This is a genomic window from Rhizobium sp. WSM409 (assembly GCF_057653825.1).
In genome coordinates, this window is sequence record NZ_CM172794.1 from 1,076,048 (window position 1) to 1,090,520 (window position 14,473).

The 14,473-nt window shown below is 61.2% G+C and carries 18 protein-coding genes; 7 read left to right on the top strand and 11 right to left on the bottom strand.

Features of this window, described 5'->3' with window-relative positions; genetic code table 11:
- Positions 1-39 precede the first annotated feature (39 nt).
- On the top strand, positions 40-1,002 hold the full coding sequence (locus AC25BC_RS05445) for a LysR family transcriptional regulator (protein ID WP_012756682.1): 963 nt from the start codon (positions 40-42) through the stop codon (positions 1,000-1,002).
- A 7-nt stretch (positions 1,003-1,009) separates the two neighbouring features.
- On the opposite strand, the gene AC25BC_RS05450 is transcribed toward AC25BC_RS05445, so the two are convergent.
- From AC25BC_RS05450 to AC25BC_RS05475, 6 genes are all read right to left on the bottom strand, one after another.
- A complete protein-coding gene (locus AC25BC_RS05450; protein WP_012756683.1) occupies positions 1,010-1,390 on the bottom strand; it encodes a VOC family protein in 381 nt (126 codons plus the stop codon).
- Positions 1,391-1,580: 190 nt separating this feature from the next.
- Entirely contained in the window at positions 1,581-2,423 is an 843-nt protein-coding gene (locus AC25BC_RS05455) for a transglutaminase-like domain-containing protein (RefSeq protein WP_128439217.1), read from the bottom strand.
- A gap of 27 nt (positions 2,424-2,450) precedes the next feature.
- Complete coding sequence (locus AC25BC_RS05460) at positions 2,451-2,726, bottom strand: DUF1488 family protein (protein WP_128439269.1); 276 nt, start codon at positions 2,724-2,726, stop codon at positions 2,451-2,453.
- Positions 2,717-3,046 (bottom strand): hypothetical protein, encoded by a 330-nt coding sequence (locus AC25BC_RS05465; protein ID WP_128439216.1) that lies wholly within the window; start codon positions 3,044-3,046, stop codon positions 2,717-2,719. The genes AC25BC_RS05460 and AC25BC_RS05465 overlap by 10 nt, the downstream gene beginning before the upstream one ends.
- Positions 3,043-3,378: a hypothetical protein gene (locus AC25BC_RS05470; RefSeq protein ID WP_012756687.1), complete on the bottom strand. Its 336-nt coding sequence runs from the start codon at positions 3,376-3,378 to the stop codon at positions 3,043-3,045. Before AC25BC_RS05470 ends, AC25BC_RS05465 begins: the two co-directional genes overlap by 4 nt.
- The gene (locus tag AC25BC_RS05475) at positions 3,375-3,638 is read right to left on the bottom strand and encodes a hypothetical protein (protein WP_012756688.1); all 264 of its coding nucleotides are present in this window, start codon (positions 3,636-3,638) and stop codon (positions 3,375-3,377) included. Before AC25BC_RS05475 ends, AC25BC_RS05470 begins: the two co-directional genes overlap by 4 nt.
- A gap of 512 nt (positions 3,639-4,150) precedes the next feature.
- Between AC25BC_RS05475 and AC25BC_RS05480 the strand changes: the two genes are divergently transcribed.
- The 4 genes from AC25BC_RS05480 (at position 4,151) to AC25BC_RS05495 (ending at position 6,838) form a co-directional block, all read left to right on the top strand.
- Complete coding sequence (locus AC25BC_RS05480; protein WP_012756689.1) at positions 4,151-4,468, top strand: co-chaperone GroES; 318 nt, start codon at positions 4,151-4,153, stop codon at positions 4,466-4,468.
- 49 nt (positions 4,469-4,517) lie between these two features.
- A complete protein-coding gene (groL, locus tag AC25BC_RS05485; RefSeq protein WP_017993434.1) occupies positions 4,518-6,152 on the top strand; it encodes a chaperonin GroEL in 1,635 nt (544 codons plus the stop codon).
- 66 nt (positions 6,153-6,218) lie between these two features.
- On the top strand, positions 6,219-6,611 hold the full coding sequence (locus AC25BC_RS05490; RefSeq protein WP_012756691.1) for a hypothetical protein: 393 nt from the start codon (positions 6,219-6,221) through the stop codon (positions 6,609-6,611).
- A gap of 65 nt (positions 6,612-6,676) precedes the next feature.
- Entirely contained in the window at positions 6,677-6,838 is a 162-nt protein-coding gene (locus AC25BC_RS05495) for a hypothetical protein (RefSeq protein ID WP_012756692.1), read from the top strand.
- 103 nt (positions 6,839-6,941) lie between these two features.
- Here AC25BC_RS05495 and AC25BC_RS05500 read toward each other — a convergent pair whose 3' ends face one another.
- From AC25BC_RS05500 to AC25BC_RS05510, 3 genes are read right to left on the bottom strand one after another with little or no spacing between them, the layout of a single operon-like run.
- Positions 6,942-8,108: a Gfo/Idh/MocA family protein gene (locus tag AC25BC_RS05500; protein WP_164903008.1), complete on the bottom strand. Its 1,167-nt coding sequence runs from the start codon at positions 8,106-8,108 to the stop codon at positions 6,942-6,944.
- Between the two features lie 7 nt (positions 8,109-8,115).
- The gene (locus tag AC25BC_RS05505) at positions 8,116-9,039 is read right to left on the bottom strand and encodes a TIM barrel protein (RefSeq protein WP_017993436.1); all 924 of its coding nucleotides are present in this window, start codon (positions 9,037-9,039) and stop codon (positions 8,116-8,118) included.
- A 41-nt stretch (positions 9,040-9,080) separates the two neighbouring features.
- On the bottom strand, positions 9,081-9,995 hold the full coding sequence (locus AC25BC_RS05510) for a sugar phosphate isomerase/epimerase family protein (RefSeq protein WP_128439215.1): 915 nt from the start codon (positions 9,993-9,995) through the stop codon (positions 9,081-9,083).
- Between the two features lie 208 nt (positions 9,996-10,203).
- On the opposite strand from AC25BC_RS05510, the gene AC25BC_RS05515 reads away from it, so the two are divergent.
- A complete protein-coding gene (locus AC25BC_RS05515; protein ID WP_128439214.1) occupies positions 10,204-11,205 on the top strand; it encodes a LacI family DNA-binding transcriptional regulator in 1,002 nt (333 codons plus the stop codon).
- Between the two features lie 68 nt (positions 11,206-11,273).
- On the opposite strand, the gene AC25BC_RS05520 is transcribed toward AC25BC_RS05515, so the two are convergent.
- The gene (locus AC25BC_RS05520) at positions 11,274-12,179 is read right to left on the bottom strand and encodes a S1C family serine protease (RefSeq protein ID WP_012756697.1); all 906 of its coding nucleotides are present in this window, start codon (positions 12,177-12,179) and stop codon (positions 11,274-11,276) included.
- Between the two features lie 156 nt (positions 12,180-12,335).
- Complete coding sequence (locus AC25BC_RS05525) at positions 12,336-13,280, bottom strand: AraC family transcriptional regulator (RefSeq protein ID WP_128439213.1); 945 nt, start codon at positions 13,278-13,280, stop codon at positions 12,336-12,338.
- Positions 13,281-13,406: 126 nt separating this feature from the next.
- On the opposite strand from AC25BC_RS05525, the gene AC25BC_RS05530 reads away from it, so the two are divergent.
- Positions 13,407-14,366, top strand: coding sequence for an SDR family NAD(P)-dependent oxidoreductase (locus tag AC25BC_RS05530; RefSeq protein ID WP_012756699.1), 960 nt, complete (start codon positions 13,407-13,409; stop codon positions 14,364-14,366).
- The last annotated feature ends 107 nt before the right edge of the window (positions 14,367-14,473 follow it).

Here is a 14,473-nt window from a genome sequence, read left to right on the forward strand (position 1 = left end):
ATTGCAAATTGATAGTAGCCATGCCAGGTATTACTGACGATGATGAATGATGTCACCCTTCGCAAGATCGACCTCAATCTCCTGCTGGCCTTTTCGGTGCTGATGCAGGAGCGCAATGTCAGTCGCGCCGCCGAGCGCCTGCTGCTCGGTCAGCCAGGCCTGTCGGCCGCTTTGCGGCGCCTGCGCGAGGCGCTGGACGATGAACTATTCGTGCGTGTCGGGCGCGGCCTGCAACCGACGCCGCGCGCCCTTTCCATCGCCCCGGCGATCGAGGATGCGCTGTCGGGTATCGAGCGCGCCATCCGCCCGCAGGCCGAGTTCGATCCGGCAAGCTGGCAGGGCGAGTTCCGCATCGGCATGTGCGACAATCTCGAGTCGGCCTTCTTCGGCCCGCTTGCCGCCCGTCTCCTCCAGCTTTCACCCGGCGCCCGGCTGATCGGTATCGCTTCCGAAAAGCGCGATGCTGCACGCCGGCTGGATGAAGGCGTCTTCGATTTCAGCGTCGCGATGCACGACGAGCCCGCCTCCTGGCACATTCGCGCGCCGCTGTTCGACCAAGTCTCGATCTGCATCTACGATGAAGCTCAGCTCGGGCTGAAGGCGCCGTTGAGCCTCAGGGATTTCGCCAATGTCGCGCATGTCACCGTCTCGTTCGAAGGCAACACCTCGACCGGTATCGACATGGCGCTGAACCGCACCGGCGATGTGAGACAGGTGGTGGCGACCGTGCCGCGCTTTTCCGCTCTGCCGATGGTGCTGAAGGCGATGCCCGCCATTGCCACCGTGCCGGAATCGATCGGTCGCTGCATGGCGCAGTTACATGGGCTGATGCTTTGCGAGCCGCCGCTTTCGCTGCCGGCCGATCCCGTGACGATGCTTTATCGCCGAGTCGACCAGACGGACGGCCGGGCGCGCTGGTTCCGTCGCCTGTTCATCGATGTAGCCAATAAAGCGCTCGAAGCTTCCGGCTGCTGCGTATCCATTCCGAGAGCCGCTGCCTGACGGTCCGTTATAGCTCGCCTTTGTGGAAATAAGCTTCGAGGCGATAGCCGTCCGGGTCGATGATGAAGGCGGCGTAATAGAATTGCCCATAATCCGGCCGCACACCTGGTTCGCCGTTATCCGTGCCGCCGGATGCAACGGCCGCCGCGTGAAAGGCATCGACAGCGGCCTCATCAGGCGCGACGAAGCAGAAGTGCAGCCCGGATCGCATGTCGGCAACAACGGGCTGTTCGACCTGCATCACCCAGAGCCCGACCCTTTCCGGGCCGTAGCCGATCATGGAGTCGGAATTGGACAGGCGCTCATATCCGAGCGGCGTCAGCGCCGCATCGTAGAAACGGCGGGCTCTTGCGAGGTCTTTTACGCCGATGGAAATGTGATCGAACATGGACTGCCAACTCCCTATCTTCCGCTAACCCCGAAGGACTGCCCACACCCAAGATGGCTCGACGCCAACATCTTTCAACCGTTGTTCTAAGCATGTCGGATAAAAGTGTGTGGGACAGGCAGTCCCGCGACATCTGCCGCCTGCGGCAAAGCCTGCGGCTGGACATTGCCGCATCCGTTCAGGTCTCGTTCTAAACAGCTTCCTCGGCGACGTTTTGCATCTGCTCCACGTTCGTCACCTCATAGGTCCAGACTCGAAACGCCTTCAGCACATGCGGTCCGAAGGAATTGATGAGCGGTATGTCGGCGGCGTCGCGCCCGCGTGCGACGATGATACGACCGATCCGCGGCGTGTTGTTGCGCGGATCGAATGTATGCCATGCACCGTCCAGGAAGACCTCGATCCAGGCGCTGAAGTCCATCGGATCGACGACCGGAATACCGATGTCGCCGAGATGGCCATTGATATATCGGGCAGGAATGTTGAGGCAACGGCACAGCGCTACCGCGAGATGCGCAAAGTCGCGACAGACGCCGACACGTTCGTGGAACGCCTCGAACGCTGTCCGCGTCGATCGCGCCTGCATGTAATCGAATTGGATATGGCCGTGGACGAAGTCGCAGATCGCCTGAACGCGGCCCCAGCCGGGTGAGACGGTGCCGAACATATCCCATGCAATCTGGCTGAGACGATCCGTCTCGCAATAGCGGCTGCCCATCAGGTAGACGAGGCAATCATCCGGCAACTCCGAAACCGGGAGTTCCCTGGCGCCTGGCAGCGACCTGTCCAGTTTGCCGTCGTCTTCGATCGTCGCATCGCCCCATATGGTCAGGTCGCCCGCTGGCGCAACCAGCCGGAGACAGCGGTTGCCGAAGAGATCGCGATAGGTCGAAGTGGGAACATCGGGCGTGGTGAAGACCGTTTCCGGAATTCTGATGTCGGCCGCGCGATCGTCATGAACCGACAGCAGACAGACCAATGCGGTCGGCTGCGGGCAGGTCAGCGTCATTTCATAGCCGTAACGGATCAACATGGAGCGTTCTCGCGCGTCCGGATCCGTCTAGCGGAAATCCGCCGCAGTTAGAGTATAGAAGGCGCGGCGGCGGTACGAATAGGCTTTGTGCGCCACGTCCTGAATGGAGTTGCGCAGGGTGTCGAACGACGAAAGCCACCCCGTTTCCGAAGGCTCGGTTCTTTGCAATGCGGCGTCGGATTTCGCCAGCGCGCCAACCTCGACGAAAAACAACACCTGGAACATGCCGTCATGGCCGATGAAGCGCACTGCATTTCTCGCCGCATCGAAGCTGCGGCTTTGGTTCAGAAAGGCTAGCGCCATGGTTGAACCGGCGGGGTCTGGCGACCGCTCCGGGCGGCGTCCGACAGCCTCAGCCATTCCTTCCGGTATCCTATGTTGAGAAGATTGAAGGACATCATGTCTTCACCGGCCTCCGAACGGCTCTTGCCGATCATGCCATGGTCGGCGTGCACTGGAACGCTTGCAGAGACACGATAGACGGTCCACGAACGGGCAGATTCGATCCGGCGGTCATGTTCGGCCTCCATCAAGTAGCGGCCCGACGCACCACATTTATTTTCCCATGTGCCGACGGCAACGGCATTCCGTCTGCGTTCGGCTTCGTCTTCATGACTGTTCACGATGTCAACCTTTCGTCATTCGGGCCGTGGCCATGGCCAAACGTCCTCTCGATCAGTGTTGCGCCGCTGCCGGCGGGCGATAGGTTTACCAGTTCCAGGCTATCTTCCGTCGCGACCCGCTCATGACGTTCATCGTCACTGTGGATACGGTATTGCAGCACATTTCCTCTCAGAGGCAGTGTGGCGGTAATGCGGTATGTGTCGGGAAGCTTGGAGGGAACGACCAAGAACCCGTCCTTCACTCGGACAGTCTGCCCCACCTTGAAGATATGCGTTGCTGCCTCGCGCCGGATTGAGCGTCCATTGCGTTGCGGGATGCGCGTAGCGGTCATGACGGTTTGTGGTCCTTTTCGATCGCGGTTTCGAGATCTGACAGGTGGATAGGCATCATCTGCTGCGTCGAACTCTGCGCAGCGATCGCCGGCAGGTGGATGAAGGCGCCGACCCGTCGCCAGGCAAGCCTGGAAACGCTGTCGATCAATTCCTCGTCATAGTCGACGCGGTATTCTCCGGCTGGCTGCGCCCCGTCGAAACCGGGCAGACGGAATGGGGATGAAAAGCGGACGACGGTTTGTGTGGTACGACTGGTCACGGCTGAGGCCTCCGCAGGAATACACCGATGCGTTTCCTGTATCGTTGAGATCCGAACCGGACGAACTCGAGGCTGCCGGTACATCCGCGGTCAGCGCCAAGCTCATTCCGGATCGGAACAGGCGAACTCAACGCCGGAACGACGTCATGGATCGCTATCGAGAATTCAGTGGTGATGGCGGGTCGTAGGTCTCTGACACCGCGAAGCCAAGTCGGCCAAATCGACGAAGCCTATCATTGCGCCTCGATTGAGTTTAAATCAAGATAAATTCTGATTTATCTATGAAAAACGCCAAATTAACTCTTCGCTCACGAAAATAAAATGGAGCGCGATGGCGTAAAAAATTCTATTTATTTGCTGATCAATACAAAATATCCGGTCGGATTGATTTCCTGAATATCTCAAAAAAGTTCATGGGCGAATAATATTTCTTAGCACTCCTATCAATCGAGTGCCACGAGTGCTATTTATGAGTTGCAGCCGCCCTACGCGCCGGCAGCAGAAAGACCTCTATGAAATTCCGTTCACTTCACGACCGCGTCGTCATTCGACGTGCGGAAGGCGATGTCAAATCCAAGGGCGGGATCATCATTCCAGACACCGCCAAGGAGAAGCCGCAGCACGGCGAAGTGGTCGCAGTCGGCCCGGGCCTTCGCGACAAAAGCGGCAATCTGGTCCCGCTCGATGTCGAGGTCGGTGATCTCATTCTGTTTGGAAAATGGTCGGGGACAGAGGTCACGATCGATGGCGAAACCCTTCTGATCATGAAGGAGACCGACATCATGGGCATCGTCGAAAAGACTGAAGCGGCTGCCGACAAAGCTGCCTGACCGTCGAATTTGTGACCAGCATCTCAAGACCGAACTGGGAAGAAATATCATGTCTGCCAAGGAAATCAGGTTCTCCACCGACGCGCGCGACCGCCTGCTGCGCGGCGTCGAATTGCTCAACAACGCCGTCAAGGTGACGCTTGGCCCGAAGGGTCGCAACGTTGTCATCGACAAGGCCTACGGCGCGCCGCGCATTACCAAGGACGGCGTTAGCGTCGCCAAGGAGATCGAGCTCGCGGACAAGTTCGAGAACATGGGCGCGCAAATGGTGCGTGAAGTGGCTTCGAAGACCAATGATCTTGCCGGCGACGGCACGACGACGGCAACCGTTCTCGCCGCCTCCATCTTCCGCGAAGGCGCCAAGCTCGTCGCTGCCGGCATGAACCCTATGGATCTCAGGCGCGGCATCGATCTCGGCGTTACCGCCGTCGTCAAGGAAATCAAGGCGCGGGCGATGAAGGTCAAATCGTCAGGTGAGATCGCCCAGGTCGGCACCATTGCCGCCAATGGCGACGCCGCCATCGGTGAGATGATCGCCAAGGCGATGGACAAGGTCGGCAATGAGGGCGTCATAACGGTCGAAGAGGCGCGAACCGCCGAGACCGAACTCGACGTCGTCGAGGGTATGCAGTTCGACCGCGGCTATCTCTCACCCTATTTCGTCACCAATGCCGAGAAGATGCGCGTGGAATTGGAGGATCCCTATATCCTCGTTCACGAGAAGAAACTCGGCAGCCTGCAGGCGATGCTGCCGATCCTGGAAGCCGTCGTACAGACCGGCAAACCGCTTCTGCTCATCTCGGAGGACGTCGAAGGCGAGGCCTTGGCGACGCTTGTTGTCAACAAGCTGCGCGGCGGCCTGAAGGTCGCAGCCGTCAAGGCGCCGGGTTTCGGCGATCGCCGTAAGGCGATGCTCGAAGACATTGCCGTGCTGACCGCCGGCCAGATGATTTCCGAGGATCTCGGTATCAAGCTCGACAACGTCACGCTCGATATGCTCGGCCGCGCCAAGCGCGTGCTGATCGACAAGGAGAGCACCACGATCATCGACGGCTCCGGCGAGAAAGCGGCCATCCAGGCGCGCATCCAGCAGATCAAGGCGCAGATCGAGGAGACCACCTCCGATTACGATAAGGAAAAGCTGCAGGAGCGCCTGGCGAAACTCGCCGGCGGCGTCGCGGTCATCCGTGTCGGCGGCGCCACCGAGACGGAAGTCAAGGAAAAGAAGGACCGCATCGACGATGCACTGAACGCCACCCGTGCGGCGGTCGAAGAGGGCATCGTGCCCGGCGGCGGCGTGGCACTGTTGCGCGCCAAGTCGGCGCTGACGGGGCTGACCGGGGAGAACGCCGACGTGACGGCGGGCATCTCGATCGTGCTCAGGGCGCTCGAAGCCCCGATCCGGCAGATCGCCGACAATGCCGGGTTCGAGGGCTCCATCGTCGTTGGAAAACTCGCCGGCAGCAATAATCACAATCAGGGCTTCGACGCACAGACGGAGACCTATGTCGATATGATCGAGGCCGGCATCGTCGATCCCGCCAAGGTCGTGCGCACCGCTCTGCAGGACGCCGGCTCGATTGCGGCGCTGCTGATCACCGCCGAGGTGATGATCGCCGACATTCCCGCAAGAGACTCCGCCCCTGCAGCCGGAAATGGCGGCATGGGAGATATGGGATACTGAGAACAGCCTGAACTGTTCCGGCGTGGCCGGACGGCGCAACCCGAACAATAGACAGGGAGAATTCCAATGTCCGTGCAGAGCAGCAGCAAGACATCGATCACCCAGCGTTTCGAGAGTTACCAGCCATCCAAGACGCTTCTCGTCTGGGCCTGCGTCGTCACGGCGATCGCCACGATGATTATCGGCTTCAGCTGGGGAGGTTGGGTAACAGGCGGCACGTCAAGCAAAGCGGCAGTCGCCGCCGGCGACACCGCACGCGGAGAGCTGGCGTCGGCCATTTGTGTCGAGCGGTTCAATGCGGCGCCGGACGCGAGCGCTAAACTGATCGAGTTCAAGGCGATTACCGAAGGCTACAAGCAGCGGCAGTTCGTCGAGGCCGGCGGTTGGGCGACCATGCCTGGGCAGACTTCACCCGACAGCCGAAGTGTTCAAGCCTGCGCCACCGCGCTTGCCGTCTGACACCATTTTCAGAGCGCTCCGATATGTGTGCGGAGCGCTTCCACTCTCAAAGCAGGAAATGACCAATGATCCGTTTCGTGAAAAAGAGCGACCCGCAGCCACCCGCAGACGACAACCGCTTCCAGAAAATCCGCGAGGCAGCTGCCGACGAGCATAAGAAAGCCGCCAATGACAGCACGCCCCGCCGCGCCCCGCGGGCGCCGGAAGATGAAGACCCGCTTATCTGAGAGGGTATGGAAGGGCGTCCTTGAACAGGTCTCCAGCGCAGCTGTGTAAAGCCGGCATACGGCGCGATCTGAGAACAGGGACGCACCAGGGCCCCTTGAACACCTAGCGATAATCCAGCCAGATCCCGCCGGCATCGGCGGAACGCACGCAGTTTTCCACCCAGCGCACCCCTTCCAGTCCGGCATCGACATCGGGAAAGACCAGCTCTTCGATCCCCGCAGGGGCGAGGCCGCGCTCTCTGTTGATGGCGAAGCCGAAGCGGCGATAGAGGTTCGCCCAGGCTTCGAAGAGACCTTCCGGGTGGCCGCCGCCGATCCGGTCGTCGATCCTGGCCTCGGGATAGAGATAGTCCATGCCACGCTCGAGAATACGGACCGGTTCACCCTGGATCTCGTAGGAGAGCTGGTTCGGCCGCTCGTCCCACCATTCGATACTGGCCTTCGAGCCGACGATGCGGATCTTCTGGCCGTGCATGGAGCCGGCATTGACGGCGCTCGACCAGATGGTGGCGATCGCGCCATTATCATATTCCATCAGGGTCACCGCATTGTCTTCGAGCGGCGCTCGGCTTTTGACGAAGCTCTGGCGGGTGCAGAGGAGACGTCTGATCTTGAGGTGCGGCAGGATGACCTTGGCGATATAAAGCGGGTGGGTCCCGACATCGCCGAGGACATAGCTAGGACCTGCGAATTTCGGATCGACGCGCCACCGCGTCGAGGGGTTTTGCTCCTCCACCGCAGCACTATGGAAACCATGGGCGAATTGCAGGTTGACGATGCGGATCTCGCCGAGATCGCCATTCCTGACCATGGCGCGCGCCTGCTCGATCATCTGATGGCCGGCATAACCATAGGTCACGCCGACGATCCGGTCGCGCGCCTGGGAAAGCGTCTTCAGTTCTTCGGCCTCGGCGATCGTGAAGCAGAGCGGCTTTTCGCAGATCACATGCAGATCATGTTCAAGTGCTGCCTTGCAGATCGCGAAATGGGTGTTGTTGGGTGTCGCGATCGACACGGCCTCGATGCCGTCGGCCCGCCGGGCCTCAGTCGCAAACATCGCCGCATAGTCCCGGTAGCTCCTGGCTTCGTCGAGCCCGAGATCGACGCCGAACGCGCGGCCGCGTTCCGGATCGATATCGAAGGCACCCGCCGCAAGGGCAAAGACGTCGTCGCGATGCGCTGCCGAGCGATGAATATAGCCGATCTGGCTGCCTCTGCCGCCGCCGACCATGCCCCAACGGATCGGCTTTCGCCTGTCATTCGTCATCATCTTTTCCCTAAAAACCAACCGACCGCAGGTAATCGCGGCTTTGCTTCACATCTTCGAGGCTGCCGGCGACATTCCTCGGATCACGCTCCTGCTCGACGGTGATGAAGCCGTGATAGCCGATCTCCTCGAGCGTTCGCTTGACGGCGGGATAATCGATGACGCCGCGGCCGATCGGGCACATCACGCCCTGTCCGCAGGCATCGAAGAAGCGGATCGTCTCGCCAAGCACACGATCGAAGACGGTCTGGTCGATGTCCTTGAAGTGGACGTAATCGAGCCTGTCGGCATAGCGGCGGAGCATCTCCACGGGATCCATGCCGGCATAATAGCTATGGCCGGTGTCGAGGCAGAAGCCGGCGATCTCCTGCGGAATGTCTCTTGCCACCCGCTCGATCTCATCGGCGAATTCGATATAGCCACCCGCATGCGGGTGGATGACGGCGCGCACGCCATATTTGCGCTGAGCGAGTTCAGCAATCGCCGTGATATTGGCGATCATCCCGGCCCAGGCCTTGTCATCGAGACGCGGCGCCCGATCGGAATGGCCGGCGGCATAGTCGCGCTCGTCGTGGCCCCAGTCCATCACTGTGAGATAGGGTGTCCTGAACCGCTGGCCTGCCACCTGATCCGGCTGCGGCAACTTGGTGATGACGGCGCAGATCTCATCCGTCTGCCGCAGCAATGTCTCCCGGTTTTCAGGAGAGACCAGATCGTCGAAGATCGTGCCGGCGACGATGAAGAGATTGCGCTCGGTGAGCGCCTTGGCGACGAGCGCATCATCGAGCGGCACGTAACCATAGGGGCCGAGTTCGAGGCCGCCATAGCCGGCCGCCGCCGCCTCGTCGAAGACGCGTTCCCAGGCGGGAAGGTTTGGATTGTTGACGTCGTCCACGCCCCAGCAGCAGGGGGCTGTCGTAATGGTGATGGTCACGGTTTTATTCCTGATAGTGGTGCCGGGGCGGATGTTGACGATCAGCCAAGTTTCCCGGGCCAGTATTTGTCGACATATTTCTGGATTTCGGAGCGCATGAAGCGCCCGGAATCGTCGGCGCGCTCCTCCCAGCCGAAGACGCAGGCGGTGATGATGCCGTCGAATCCGACCGCGGCGAGCGAGGAGAAGAAGACATCCCAATTGATCTCGCCTTGGTACATATCCATATGCTGATGGATGGTGACCTTCGCGCCCGGCGGATTGATGATGTAGCGCAGCCCGGATGAGGCCTTGTGATTATAGGTATCGGCCACATGCACATGGGCAATCAGCGGGCCGGCATCGCGGATCATCTGCGCCATGTCGTCACCGAAATAGAAGGTATGCGGCGCGCAGTAGAGGAACTTGACGTTCTTCGAGCCGATGGTCTTCAGCATGTCGATCGCCGGATGCAGCGTTTCGCACCAGTCTTCCGGATGCGGTTCCATGTTGAGCGTGACGCCTTCGCGCTCGAACACCGGAACGAGTTCTTCTATCGAGCGCCACCAGGCGGCCTCGCTGTGCTCGTGGGTATGCATGCCGCCGCAGCAGCTGGCGCGGTGGCTGCGATCCGGCGATGGCCCGCGGCCGAATTCCGAGTTCATCGTATCGCAGCCCATTTCGGCCGAAATCGCGATCGCTTCCTTCCAGTAACGCACTGCTGCCTGCCGCTCGTCCTCATGCGGGCTCGCCCAGCGGTACATCGGCAGGATCGAGGCGAGCTGGACGCCGTGATCCTTGAGGGCCGCCTTGAATTCCGCGATGCGTTCCTTGTGCGCCCGCGGGCGCACCCACCAGGGCAGAAAATCGTCGCGCGGTGAAAGCTCGATATGCTGATAACCGAGTTCCGCTGCCTTGCGGCAGAGGTCGCGCAGGTTGAGGTGACGGTGCATATGCGGGTCGAGTGCGATCTTCATCTGGCTCCTCCGTCATCCCCGGCCGCTTCGTGCCGGCGGATGATCCTTGATCTCGGTTGTTTTGGACCGTCCGGTGCTCCTCCCGGATTGCTGGTACGATACGGCTGCGGCGCCCCCATGCTCCAATGCTTCCTTGATCAAATTTGATCATTGACCTCACGGCAGGCCGATGCTTTGCTGTGTCAAGCTTTGGGAGTGGGTGAGCCTGATGAAGGTGACTTTGAAGGATGTCGCAAGCCAAGCCGGCGTTGGCACAGCGACCGTCGAGCGCGTCCTCAACGGCCGCGGCGGCGTGCGGCCGGAAACGGTGGAGAAAGTCTTCCTGGCGGCAAGGCGGCTTGAATACCGGCAAAGCCTGCCGGTCGCCCATCGCGGTCTGATCCGGATAGAGGTGATCCTCGTTCGCCCGGAGACCAGCTTCTATTCGCGTCTGAACCGGGCGTTCGAGCGCATCGCCGCCTCGCTCGACGACAGCATCACCGTTCACCGCACCTTCGTCCGCGAGAACGAGCCGGCGCAATTCGCCCGCTACATCGCCAACCCGACGGCACGCCGGTCGGCGCTGATCGTGGTCGCGCCCGACCATGCCGATGTCGTCACAAGCGTGCGCAAGGCGGCCGGTCTCGGCATTCCCGTTGTACAGATCATGACCCGTCCGGCCCCCGAACTGCCCTATGTCGGCATCGACAACTATGCTGCAGGACGCACCGCAGCTCACTACATGTCGGGCATGCTGGCGCAGCGCACCGGTTCGTTCGTCGCTCTCTGCCACAGCGGCGCCTATGAGAACCATAAGGAGCGGATCCGCGGCTTCTCCAGCTATCTCTCGGAGAAGGGTTCAAATGAACATCGTTTCGTCGAGGTTATGTTCGACCTCGATGACGAGCACAATGCCATGGAGTTGCTGCAAGCGGCGCTCAGACGGGAGCCCGGCATCATCGGCGTCTATAGTGCGGGCGGCGACAACAAGGGTGTTGCCAGGGTGCTCGAGGCAAACAAGGCTGGGCGGCCCTTCTGGGTCGGCCACGAATTGACGCGAGAGACGCAGGACTATCTCCGCCGTGGCATCATGTCGATCGTCCTCGACCAGGCGCCGGAGGTCCAGGTGAGGCGATCGATAGATCTTGCCCTGAACAGGCTCGGTCTCATCGAGATGGAGGTCAGCGCCGAGCCGGTGCGCTTTCTGACGATCACACCGGAAAATCTTTGAGGGGGATAAGGATGCCCGGACAATCCGCTCGAATGAGCGCCAGCGGCTTTCACGGCGCCGGCGCGGACTTACTGCAGCTGCGGCTTCTTAAGAAAGCTGTTGCGGTCGGCGGACTTGATGCGCAGCCAGGCTTCCCGGCCGTTCCTGAGGATGCGCATGGGGATCTCGGCGCCGGCCGGGCCGCTGCTCCAGACCTTGCGGTAGAAATCGGCCAGGCCATCGACCTCTTCGTCGCGGATTTCCGAAATGATATCGCCCTGACGCAGGCCCGCCTGAGCGGCCGGCCCGCCTTCGGCCACGCTCATGACCACCACGCCGCCATTGCTCTCGGCGGAGAAGGCGCCGAGCCAGGGCCGCGGCGGTCTGTTGACCTGGCCCCGGTTCAAGAGATCGTCGAGGATCGGCGGCAAAAGGTCGATCGGCACGACCATGTTGATATCGGCGACCTCGTCGCCATCGCTCATCTGCAGGCGAAGCGAACCGATGCCGAGAAGCTTGCCGTCCGAACCGATCAGCGCCGCACCGCCCCATGAGGGATGGGCTGGTGACGTGAAAATCGCCTCGTCCAGCAGATATTCCCAATAGCCGGCGAATTCCTGCCGGGCGACGATATTAGCCTCGACGAATTCTCCGATGCCATCGGCCAGCACGACGGGATCGCCGGCCTTGGCCGTGGCCGCGTCGCCGAGATCCACCGCCGGCGCATTCAGAGGGCCAAGCGCCTGCACCAGACCGAAGCCGCTTTCCTGATCATAGGCAAGCGCATGCGCGGGAACCACACGCCCGTCATGGGTCGTCAGCCAGACCTCTTCGGCCTCGGTGATCAAATAACCGATGGTCAGCACCAGCCCGTTGTCGCGAATGACCACGCCGCTGCCCTCCCGGACAGTGCCCAGCGTCTCCGCTGTGAAGGCATCTTCCGGAATGGAGGAACGGACGGCCACGACTGACCGCAAAATCGGATCGATATTCATGCTTTCATCCCGATGGGCGCCGACGCGAAAGGCCGAAAGCCGGCGCATTCTTCCTTGAATAGGTAAGAGAATCGACGGCAGGTGCAAGACCGTATCGGAGCGAATTTCGGCAGGCCAACGCGCGACCTCCCTCCGATGCCTGCACCAATCAAGGTTTCACTGAGCGCCGAGACTATCTCGCATGGCACTGGCGGGCGGCTGAGCGCGACCATATTGCCGCGGCGAGCATCCCATCACTCTTTTGAAAGCGGTGCTGAATGCGCTTTCGGATTCATAACCGAGCGACAGGGCGACACCGGCAATTGCTTCGGCCGAGCTTGTCAATCGGTCACCGGCGAGAAGCATGCGCCAGCGCGTCAGATAATCCATCGGCGCAAGCCCGACCTTTTCCTTGAAGTGGAGAGCAAAACTGGACCGCGACATCGAGGCACGTTCAGCCAGTGACTGCAGCGTCCACTTGCGGGCTGGATCGGCATGCAGGGCACCGATAGCCGCACCGATCCGCCGGTCGGTAAGCGCGAAAAGCCAGCCGACGCCGCGCGCATTCGGCGATGCGATATGGAGGCGCAACACCTGCATGAGCATGACATGAGCAAAATGCTCCGCCATCAGAAAGCCACCCGGCTGCTGGTCGCGCAATTCGCGCGTCATCCGATCGAGACACCAGCGCAGCACGGCGGCGTGATCGGAATCCCTCTTCACGTGGACGATCGGCGGCAGGATTCCGAGAAGGATGTCCGAATTTCCTCCCGAAAAGGAAAAACGGCTGCCGATCAGGAAGAAATCGCCGCCGCCATTGCAAGTCGCAATGCCGTCGCGGGCGATCGAATAGATCGCATCGGACGGGATCGCTTCGAGAGCCGGATCGCTGGCGAGACGAAAGGCTCGGCGGCTCGTCAGCAGAAAGCAGTCGCTTTCCTCCAGGCGGACAGCTTCGGGGACGCCATCGACGCTCAGCCAGCACGCGCCTGAAATCACTGCGTTGAACTTGATGCCGTCAGGGGGAGGAAAATCGATCGCCCAAGCACCGCCAGCGTCAAGCCCCGCGGAAACATAGCTGCGCGGTTTGAGCAATGCGAGAACATCGGATAACGGGTCCATGTAGAAATCCGGACGATGGCGAAGAGATGCCGGACTTTAGCGCATGGATCGTCTGGAAGCCACGCCTTATTCTCGCGACCGTCATCCCGAGCGACGGCAACGCGCCGCAGAACAAAGGTAATTATCATGAGTGACAAACAAGTCCCCATCCGCTCCGGATTTGGAGCCCACACGACGGCCGGCGAGGTTTTGGCCGGTCTCGATCTTTCCGGCAAGCGCGCCATCGTCACCGGCGGCCATTCCGGCCTCGGGCTCGAGACCACGCGCGCTCTGGCGGGCGCCGGCGCGAAGGTGACCATCGGCGCAAGGAGCATCGAGGCGGCGCGTAGCGCGGTCGCCGGTATCGATGGCGTAGAGATTGATCGGCTCGACCTTTCCGACCTCGAAAGCGTTCGCGCCTTTGCCGAGCGGTTCGTCGCATCTGGCCGCAGCATCGACATTCTGATCAACAGCGCCGGCATCATGGCCTGCCCGGAAACGCGTGTCGGCGACGGATGGGAGGCACAGTTCGCGACCAATCATCTCGGCCATTTCGCCTTGGTCAACCGCCTCTGGCCGGCGATCTCGCGCGGCACTCGCATCGTTTCGGTTTCCTCCGGTGGCCATGGCAACTCGGCCATACGATGGGAGGATGTGCATTTCGAGACCGGTTACGACAAATGGCAGGCCTACGGCCAGTCGAAGACCGCCAACGCACTTTTCGCCGTGCATCTGGACAGGCTCGGGCGCGACACCGGCATCCGCGCCTTCTCGCTGCACCCGGGCAAGATTTTTACCCCCTTGCAGCGCCATCTCGCAAAGGAGGAAATGGTCAGTGCCGGCTGGATCGATGCAGACGGCAATCCGATTGATCCGACGTTCAAGACACCAGCCCAGGGGGCAGCGACGCAGGTTTGGGCGGCGACCTCGCCACAACTCGAAGGTATGGGAGGCCTCTATTGCGAGGACTGCGATATCGCCATCCGCGCAACGGTTGGAGAACCCGGCGGCGTCAGCGACCATGCAGCCGATCCCGAGGAGGCGGCACGCCTGTGGATCTTGTCGGCAAGGCTGACCGGCATTGACGCTTTCGCGGCGTACGCCTGAAGCCATGGCTCGCGGCAAACCGTCGTCAATGCGCGCTGAAGACGCTGCCGATTGTCTTGCCGTCCTCGCGCCTCACCGGGGACTTCTCGGGTGAAGCCCGATCGGCA

Bases quoted from the DNA above. Each gene is read 5' to 3' on its own strand.
- AC25BC_RS05450 (WP_012756683.1), bottom strand. From the start codon at position 1,390: ATGTTCGATCACATTTCCATCGGCGTAAAAGACCTCGCAAGAGCCCGC.
- AC25BC_RS05515 (WP_128439214.1), top strand. From the start codon at position 10,204: ATGAAGGTGACTTTGAAGGATGTCGCAAGCCAAGCCGGCGTTGGCACA.
- AC25BC_RS05525 (WP_128439213.1), bottom strand. From the start codon at position 13,280: ATGGACCCGTTATCCGATGTTCTCGCATTGCTCAAACCGCGCAGCTAT.
- AC25BC_RS05445 (WP_012756682.1), top strand. From the start codon at position 40: ATGATGAATGATGTCACCCTTCGCAAGATCGACCTCAATCTCCTGCTG.
- AC25BC_RS05460 (WP_128439269.1), bottom strand. From the start codon at position 2,726: ATGGCGCTAGCCTTTCTGAACCAAAGCCGCAGCTTCGATGCGGCGAGA.
- groL (WP_017993434.1), top strand. From the start codon at position 4,518: ATGTCTGCCAAGGAAATCAGGTTCTCCACCGACGCGCGCGACCGCCTG.
- AC25BC_RS05530 (WP_012756699.1), top strand. From the start codon at position 13,407: ATGAGTGACAAACAAGTCCCCATCCGCTCCGGATTTGGAGCCCACACG.
- AC25BC_RS05500 (WP_164903008.1), bottom strand. From the start codon at position 8,108: ATGATGACGAATGACAGGCGAAAGCCGATCCGTTGGGGCATGGTCGGC.
- AC25BC_RS05490 (WP_012756691.1), top strand. From the start codon at position 6,219: ATGTCCGTGCAGAGCAGCAGCAAGACATCGATCACCCAGCGTTTCGAG.
- AC25BC_RS05520 (WP_012756697.1), bottom strand. From the start codon at position 12,179: ATGAATATCGATCCGATTTTGCGGTCAGTCGTGGCCGTCCGTTCCTCC.
- AC25BC_RS05455 (WP_128439217.1), bottom strand. From the start codon at position 2,423: ATGTTGATCCGTTACGGCTATGAAATGACGCTGACCTGCCCGCAGCCG.
- AC25BC_RS05480 (WP_012756689.1), top strand. From the start codon at position 4,151: ATGAAATTCCGTTCACTTCACGACCGCGTCGTCATTCGACGTGCGGAA.
- AC25BC_RS05470 (WP_012756687.1), bottom strand. From the start codon at position 3,378: ATGACCGCTACGCGCATCCCGCAACGCAATGGACGCTCAATCCGGCGC.
- AC25BC_RS05510 (WP_128439215.1), bottom strand. From the start codon at position 9,995: ATGAAGATCGCACTCGACCCGCATATGCACCGTCACCTCAACCTGCGC.
- AC25BC_RS05495 (WP_012756692.1), top strand. From the start codon at position 6,677: ATGATCCGTTTCGTGAAAAAGAGCGACCCGCAGCCACCCGCAGACGAC.